Source organism: Streptomyces synnematoformans, assembly GCF_039531005.1.
Lineage (GTDB): Bacteria > Actinomycetota > Actinomycetes > Streptomycetales > Streptomycetaceae > Streptomyces > Streptomyces synnematoformans.
Window position 1 is genome coordinate 1 of sequence record NZ_BAAAPF010000337.1, and the last position, 7,487, is coordinate 7,487.

General features: G+C 75.3%; 6 protein-coding genes. 5 read left to right on the top strand and 1 reads right to left on the bottom strand.

The features are described from left to right. The 5 genes from ABD317_RS31110 to ahpD all read left to right on the top strand — a co-directional run. Positions 1 to 1,834: SpoIIE family protein phosphatase (locus ABD317_RS31110; RefSeq protein ID WP_344294259.1), on the top strand; the 1,834-nt coding region annotated here is incomplete at its 5' end. A gap of 160 nt (positions 1,835 to 1,994) precedes the next feature. Next, positions 1,995 to 2,519, top strand: a complete 525-nt coding sequence (locus ABD317_RS31115; RefSeq protein WP_344294261.1) for a PadR family transcriptional regulator — start codon at positions 1,995 to 1,997, stop codon at positions 2,517 to 2,519. After that, a complete protein-coding gene (locus ABD317_RS31120) occupies positions 2,516 to 3,259 on the top strand; it encodes an ABC transporter ATP-binding protein (protein ID WP_425582482.1) in 744 nt (247 codons plus the stop codon). The genes ABD317_RS31115 and ABD317_RS31120 overlap by 4 nt, the downstream gene beginning before the upstream one ends. Further along, entirely contained in the window at positions 3,256 to 5,664 is a 2,409-nt protein-coding gene (locus ABD317_RS31125; protein WP_344294264.1) for an FtsX-like permease family protein, read from the top strand. Before ABD317_RS31120 ends, ABD317_RS31125 begins: the two co-directional genes overlap by 4 nt. A 110-nt stretch (positions 5,665 to 5,774) precedes the next feature. Continuing rightward, complete coding sequence (gene ahpD / locus ABD317_RS31130) at positions 5,775 to 6,314, top strand: alkylhydroperoxidase, AhpD family (protein ID WP_344294267.1); 540 nt, start codon at positions 5,775 to 5,777, stop codon at positions 6,312 to 6,314. A gap of 31 nt (positions 6,315 to 6,345) precedes the next feature. Here ahpD and ABD317_RS31135 read toward each other — a convergent pair. Then, positions 6,346 to 7,487 (bottom strand): AI-2E family transporter (locus ABD317_RS31135; RefSeq protein ID WP_344294269.1); only part of this gene is annotated, 1,142 nt, incomplete at its 5' end.

The window sequence follows — 7,487 nt, forward strand, 5'->3', positions numbered from 1 at the left end:
GGACGGCACGGGCGGCGTGCCCGCGCACCAGGGCGCCGACGACACCCCCGACGGCGGCCGGCCGCGCCCCCAGCCGGGCGCCGACGCGGACCAGGCCCGGGCCGCGGGCCGCCAGCACGCGGACGACACCGCCTCCGCCCGGCTGCGGTTCCTCGGCGCGGCGACGCGCCGGATCGCCCGCGGCATCGACCTGGACGAGATCGTCCTCGGCCTGTGCCGCTCCGTCGTCCCGTCCTTCGCCGACGCGATCCTCGTCTACCTGCGCGACCCGCTGCCGGTCGGCGACGAGCAGCCGACCGAGCCGTTCCGGCTGCGGCTGCGGCGCACGGACCGCATCACCGACGGCGTCGAGGACGTCGACAGCATGGGCGGCAGCCGCCTGCTGCCCGCCGCCCCCGAGCCGGAGACGCCGGGCCTGGGCGCGGCCGAGCAGGTCGACGTCGTACGGGCCGGGGCGCTGCTCGAAGTGCTGCGCGGCGTACGCCCGGTGTTCGGCGAGACGCTGGCCGCCCGCGCCGCGCTCGTGGAGCTGCTGGGCCGGGAGAGCCCGCTGGCGAACGCGCCGGCCGACAAGCGCACGATCGTCGCGCCGCTGCGCGGCCGGCGCCGGGTGATCGGGGTGGCGGTGCTCGTACGGGGTCCGGCGCGGCCCGCGTACGGGCAGGACGACCTGCTGATCGCCGCCCAGCTGGCCACGCACACCGCGCTCGGCGTCGACAAGGCGGTGATCTACGACCGCGAGGCGTACATCGCCGACCAGTTGCAGCGCACGATGCTGCCCGAGTACCTGCCGGAGCCCACCGGCGTCCGGCTCGCCAGCCGCTACCGGCCCGCGGCCGAGACCGCGCGCGTCGGCGGCGACTGGTACGACGCGATCCCGCTGCCCGGCAGCCGGGTCGCGCTGGTCGTCGGCGACGTCATGGGCCACTCGGTGACCTCCGCGGCGATCATGGGCCAGCTGCGTACCGCGGCGCAGACCCTGGCCCAGCTCGACCTGCCGCCGCAGGAGGTGCTGCACCACCTCGACGAGCAGGCGCAGCGGCTCGGCGACGACCGCATGGCCACCTGCCTGTACGCGGTCTACGACCCGATCGCGCACACCCTCACCGCCTCCAACGCCGGCCACCCGCCGCCCGTCCTGCTCCGCCGCGACGGCGGCAGCGAGGTGCTGGACGTACCGCCGGGCGCGCCCATCGGGGTCGGCGGCGTGGGCTTCGAGGCGGTGGAGCTGCAGGCTCCGCAGGGCTCGACGCTGCTGCTCTACACCGACGGGCTGGTGGAGTCCCGGCTGATGGACGTGTCGACGGGCATCGACCAACTGTGCGCGCGGCTGACCCGCACGGCGAGGCTGACCGGCCCGGGCAACCCGCCGCCGCTGGAGCCGCTGTGCGACGAGGTGCTGGACGTCCTCGGCCCGGGCGACAGGGACGACGACATCGCCCTGCTCGCGGCCCGGCTCGACGGCATAGCGCCGAGCGCGGCGGCGCAGTGGTCCCTCGACCCGCGCGCGCAGGCGGCGCGCGAGGCGCGTTCGCTGGCGCGCGGGGCGCTGGCGGGCTGGGGCCTGGAGGAGCTGACGGACGTCGTGGAGCTGCTCGTGAGCGAGGTGGTGACGAACGCCGTCCGCTACGCCCAGCGCCCGGTGACGCTGCGCCTGGTGCACACGGACCGGCTGCGCTGCGAGGTCGTGGACGACGTGCCGCAGCTGCCGCGGATGCGGCGGGCGGGGCCGGCCGACGAGGGCGGCCGGGGGATGTTCCTGGTGTACAAGCTGGCCCGGGACTGGGGCGCGGAGCGCCTCAGCGTGGGCAAGGTGGTCTGGTTCGAGATCTGAGGCGTCGGGGATGATTCCCCAACCCCGCCCCTTCCCGAAACTCGGGGGCTCTGCCCCCGAGACCCCCGAGTTGACGTGACGCAACCGCCCCCACCAGCCGTGACGTACTACACACTCCAGCTATACACGGCACGTATACACACCGTGTAGAGTCTCCGGCATGACCATCGGCCACACCCTCCTCGGGCTCCTGGAGTCCGGCCCCCGCCACGGCTACGACCTCAAGCGCGCCTTCGACGAGCGCTTCGGCCACGACCGGCCCCTGCACTACGGGCAGGTCTACTCCACGATGTCCCGGCTGCTGAAGAACGGCCTCGTCGAGGTCGACGGCATCGAGCCCGGCGGCGGCCCCGAGCGCAAGCGCTACGCCATCACCGACGCCGGCGTCACCGACGTCGCCGGCTGGCTCGCCACCCCCGAGAAGCCCGAGCCGTACCTGCAGTCGACCCTCTACACCAAGGTCGTCCTCGCGCTGCTCACCGGCCGCGACGCCGCCGAACTGCTCGACGTGCAGCGCGCGGAGCACCTGCGCCTGATGCGCGAGCTGACCCGGCGCAAGCAGCACGGCGACCTCGCCGACCAGCTGATCTGCGACCACGCCCTGTTCCACCTGGAGGCCGACCTGCGGTGGCTGGAGCTGACCGCGGCGCGCCTGGGCAAGCTCGCGGCGGAGGTACGGGCATGAGCGCCGCGCCCCGGTCGCCCGAGCCGCCCGAGCTGTCCGAGCTGTCCGAGCTGTCCGGGCCGGCGCCGATCCTGACCGCCACCGCCCTGCGCAAGGTCTACGCCGGCACTCCCGCACTCGACGGCGCCGACTTCGCGATAGCCGCCGGCGAGACCGTCGCCGTCATGGGCCCCTCCGGCTCCGGCAAGTCCACGCTGCTGCACTGCCTCGCCGGCATCGTCCCGGCCGACGCCGGCACCGTGACGTACGCCGGCCGCGATCTCGCCGCGCTGTCCGACGGCGAGCGCAGCGCCCTGCGCCGCCGGGAGTTCGGCTTCGTCTTCCAGTTCGGCCAGCTCGTACCGGAGCTGACCTGCGTGGAGAACGTCGCGCTTCCGCTGCGTCTGACCGGCCTCGGCCGCCGCGACGCCGAGCGCGCGGCCCGGCCCTGGTTGGAGCGGCTGGAGGTGGACGACGTGACGCACAAGCGGCCGGGCGAGATCTCCGGCGGCCAGGGCCAGCGCGTCGCCGTCGCCCGCGCGCTGGCGACCACCCCGCGGGTGGTGTTCGCGGACGAGCCCACCGGGGCGCTGGACTCCCTCAACGGCGAGCGCGTGATGGAGCTGCTCACCGCCGCCGCGCAGGACAGCGGCGCGGCGGTCGTCCTGGTCACCCACGAGGCACGGGTCGCGGCGTACGCCGACCGCGAGGTCGTCGTACGCGACGGGCGGACCCGCAGTCTGGAGCCGGCCGGCCGATGAGTGACGTGAGGTACGCCGGCGAGACGACCGGCACCGGCGGCGCGCCCGCCGCGGACCCGTCCCCCGCGGTCCCGCCGCCCGACTCCCGCGGCACGCTGCGCACCTGGGCCGACGACCTGCGCATGGGCCTGGCGTTCGCGCTCCGCGGCGGGCGCGAAGGGTGGCTGCGCACCGTGCTCACCGCCGTCGGCGTCGGCCTCGGCGTGGCGCTGCTGCTGCTCACCACCGCCGTCCCGGGCGCGCTCGACGCCCGCGACCACCGCGAGCAGTCCCGCTACCAGATGTTGTCCGGCCCCGGCGGCCCCGGCGAGGACACCCTGCTGGTGGGCAACGTCGACACCGAGTACGGCGACACCGCCGTCCGCGGCCGGCTGCTGCGCCCCGAGGGGCCGGACGCACCGCTGCCGCCCGGGGTCGACCGCCTCCCGGAGCCCGGCGAGATGGTGGTCTCCCCCGCGCTCGCCGACCGGCTCGACGACGGCGACGCGGGCCTGCTGCGCGAGCGCCTGGACTACGGCCTCGCCGGCACCATCTCCGACAGCGGCCTGATCGGACCGAGCGAACTCGTCTACTACGCGGGCAGCGACTCCATCGAGGCGGCCGATCCCAACGTCGAGCGCATCACGGCCTTCGGCGCGACACCGGCGAACGAGCCGATCGAACCGGTGCTGCTGCTGCTCACGATGATCGTGTTCGTCGCGCTGCTCATGCCCGTCGCGGTGTTCCTCATCGCGGCCGTCCGCTTCGGCGGCGAGCGCCGCGACCGCCGGCTCGCCGCACTCCGCCTCGTCGGCGCCGACGCCCGCGCGGTGCGCCGGATCGCCGCGGGCGAGGCGCTGGCGGGGGCGCTGCTCGGACTCGCGGTCGGCGCGGGCCTGTTCCTCGTCGGACGGTGGCTCGCGGGCGGCGTGACGGTCTACGACATGAGCGTATTCGCCGCCGACCTGGACCCCTCGCCGGCGCTCGCCGCGCTGGTCGCCGTGGGCGTGCCGGCCGCGGCCGTCGGCGTCACCCTGTTCGCGCTGCGCGGCGTCGTCATCGAGCCGCTCGGCGTCGTACGGTCGGCGCGGCCCGCCCGGCGGCGCATCTGGTGGCGGCTGCTGCCGCCCGCCCTCGGGCTGGCGCTGCTCGCGCCGATGATGGGCCGCGGCGACGGGGCCGACGGGTTCCCCGAGTGGCAGGTCATCGGCGGCACCGTGCTGCTGCTCACCGGCATCACCGCGCTGCTGCCCTGGCTCGTCGAGGCCGTCGTCGCCCGGCTCGGGCGCGGGCCGACGTCCTGGCAGCTGGCGGTGCGCCGGCTGCAGCTGAGCAGCGGCACCGCCGCCCGGCTGGTCAACGGCATCGCCGTCGCCGTCGCCGGGGCGATCGCGCTGCAGATGGTCTTCGCCGGCGTCGAGGACGACTACACCCGGCCCACCGGCCACGACACCGCCGAGCACCAGCTGTCGGCGTACGCGGCGCCCGGGCAGGACCTCCGCGTGGGCGAGCGGGTCGCCGCGACCGAGGGCGTCCGGGTGGCCGACACCCGGATCAGCACGGTGGTCGCCCCGCGCGGGCACAACCCCCGCGAATCCGTCACCCTGACCGTCGGCACCTGCGCGGAGCTGCGCGGCATCGCGAAGCTCCCCGGCTGCCGTGACGGCGACGCCTTCTTCCTCACCGGCACGTACGGCGCCGCCGACAGCAGGCGCCTGGCGACCGCCGGCGACCGGCTGTACCTCGACCCGTCGTACGACGAGATGAAGGGCGCGGCGCTTCCCTGGACCCCGCCGCCCGGCGTCCGCCCCGCCCGGGCCCTCCGCGGCGCCGACGGCAGCCTCAACGACGGCATCCTGGCCACCCCGGCCGCCGTCCCCGACGTCCACGACTCCGGCGCGTTCAGCGCCTGGGTCGGCGTGCGGCTCGACCCGGCCGTGCCGGACGCGGCCGACCGGGTACGCAACGAGATCGCGGCCCTCGACCCGCTGCTTGCCGTCCACACCCTCGGCAACGAGACCGTCTCGGACGACTTCGCCGGCATCCGCACCGGGCTCGCGCTGGGCGCCACGTGCGTGCTGGCGCTGATCGGCAGCAGCCTGCTCATCGGCCAGCTGGAACAGCTGCGGGAGCGCCGCAGGCTGCTGTCGTCGCTGGTCGCCTTCGGCACCCGGCGCGCCACGCTCAGCCTGTCCGTGCTGTGGCAGACGGCGATCCCGGTGGCGCTGGGCATGGCCCTGTCGACGGCGTTCGGGCTCGTCCTGGGCGCGGTGCTGCTGCGCATGACGAACTCGGCCGTCGCGGTCGACTGGGCGTCGGTGCTGACGATGGCGGCGGCGGGCACCGGGGTGGTCGCCGCGGTCACGGCCCTGAGCATGCCGCTGCTGGTCCGGCTGATGCGCCCGGACGGACTGCGCACCGAGTAGCCGCGTGCGGCCCGGGCCGGTCCGGCGCGTATAGGGGGCGCGCCGGACCGGCCCGTACGCGCGCGTACGAGCGGGGCGGCCGCCGCCCGCGGTTCTGTAGGGTCGGGCGGGTGGCACTCGACGCACTCCGGTCGGCCCTCCCCGGCTACGCCGCGGACCTCCGCCGCAACCTCGCCTCGGTCGTCGACGACGGCCTCCTGCCGGAGCGGCAGTTGTGGGGCGCCCTGCTCGCCTGCGCCGTCGCCGTACGCTCCGCGCCCGTGCTGCGCGCGGTGGCGCCGGAGGCGCGGGAGCGGCTGGCGCCCCAGGCGTACGACGGCGCCCTGGCGGCCGCCGCGGCGATGGCGGCGAACAACGTCTTCTTCCGCGCCCGGCACCTGCTCTCCGACCCCGGGTACGGCCGGCTGCGCACCGGGCTGCGCACGAACGTCCTGGGGGCGCCCGGCGTACCGAAGGCGGACTACGAGCTGTGGTGCGTCGCCGTCTCCGCGGTGGGCGGCTGCGGCGCGTGCCTGGACGAGCACGAGCGCGCGCTGCGGCGCACCGGCGCGGACCGCGAGACGGTGCAGGAGGCGCTGAAGGTCGCCGCGGTCGTGCAGGCCGCCGGCACGGTCCTCGACGCGGAGGCCGCGCTGCCCGGCACCGACTGACCGCGGTCCCGCCGCGACGGGCGGCGGGCCCTTAGGGCTTCGCGTCGCCGGGCCCGGCCTCCGGGCGGTCCTCGCTCCCCGCCCGCACCTCCTCCGCCGCGACTCCGCCGGGCACGGGGGCGTCGGTCGGCGTGGCCGGGGAGACATCGAGCGCCGTCGCCCCGTGCGGTGGCGGCCCCGGATCCGCCGCGTGCTCCAGGTGGTACGCCCGGAGATATCCGATCGCCGTGTTGAGCACCGCGATCAGCGGCACCGCCACCACCGCGCCGGGGATGCCCGCGACCAGCGTGCCGGTGGCCACCGCGAGCACCACCGCCAGCGGGTGCACCCGCACCATGCGGCCGAGGATGAGCGGCTGCAGGACGTTCCCCTCGATCTGCTGCACGAGCAGCACCACGCCGAGCACGAGCAGCGCCGTGAGGAGCCCGTTCGTCACCAACGCGACCACCACCGCCAGCGCGCCGGAGACCAGGGCGCCGACGAGCGGCACGAAGGCGAAGAGGAAGATCAGCACGGCCAGCGGCACGGCCATGGGCACGTCGAGGATGAAGATGCCGATGCCGATGAACACGGCGTCGATGAACGCCACCAGCACCGTGCCGCGCACGTAACCGGTGAGCGTGGCCCACACCTTCGGGCCGGCGCCGGCCACGGCGTCGCGGGCGTCGACGGGGATGAAGTTCAGCGTCCACCGCCAGATGCGCTCGCCGTCGTAGAGCAGGAAGATGGTGACGAAGGCGGCGATGGCGGCTCCGGTGAAGAACTCCAGCACGTACGAGACGCCTTCGAGGCCGGCGGAGGTGATCTCGCTGGAGTTCTCGCCGAGCCAGTCGCTTATCTCGTCGCCGATGTTGTTGATCTGCTCTTCCTGCACGTGGAACGGCCCGTCGATGAGCCATGCCTGCGCGTCGTCGATGCCCTGCTGGATCCGGTCGGTCAGATCGTCGACGTTCTCCATGATCTGCCAGACCACGAACCAGCCGATGAGGCCGATCGCGACGAAGCCGCCGACGAACGTGGTCGTGGTGGCGAGCCCCTGGCTGAAGCCCCAGCGGCGCAGCCGCGCCACCGTCGGCTGGAGCAGCGCGGTGACCAGCAGGCCGACGGCGAAGGCGATGATGACGAGGCTGACGACGCTGATGACCTGCATCAGCACCCAGATCAGCCCGGCGA

Coding starts and splice junctions, on each gene's coding strand:
- ABD317_RS31125 (WP_344294264.1), top strand. CDS start 3,256: ATGAGTGACGTGAGGTACGCCGGCGAGACGACCGGCACCGGCGGCGCG.
- ABD317_RS31120 (WP_425582482.1), top strand. CDS start 2,516: ATGAGCGCCGCGCCCCGGTCGCCCGAGCCGCCCGAGCTGTCCGAGCTG.
- ABD317_RS31115 (WP_344294261.1), top strand. CDS start 1,995: ATGACCATCGGCCACACCCTCCTCGGGCTCCTGGAGTCCGGCCCCCGC.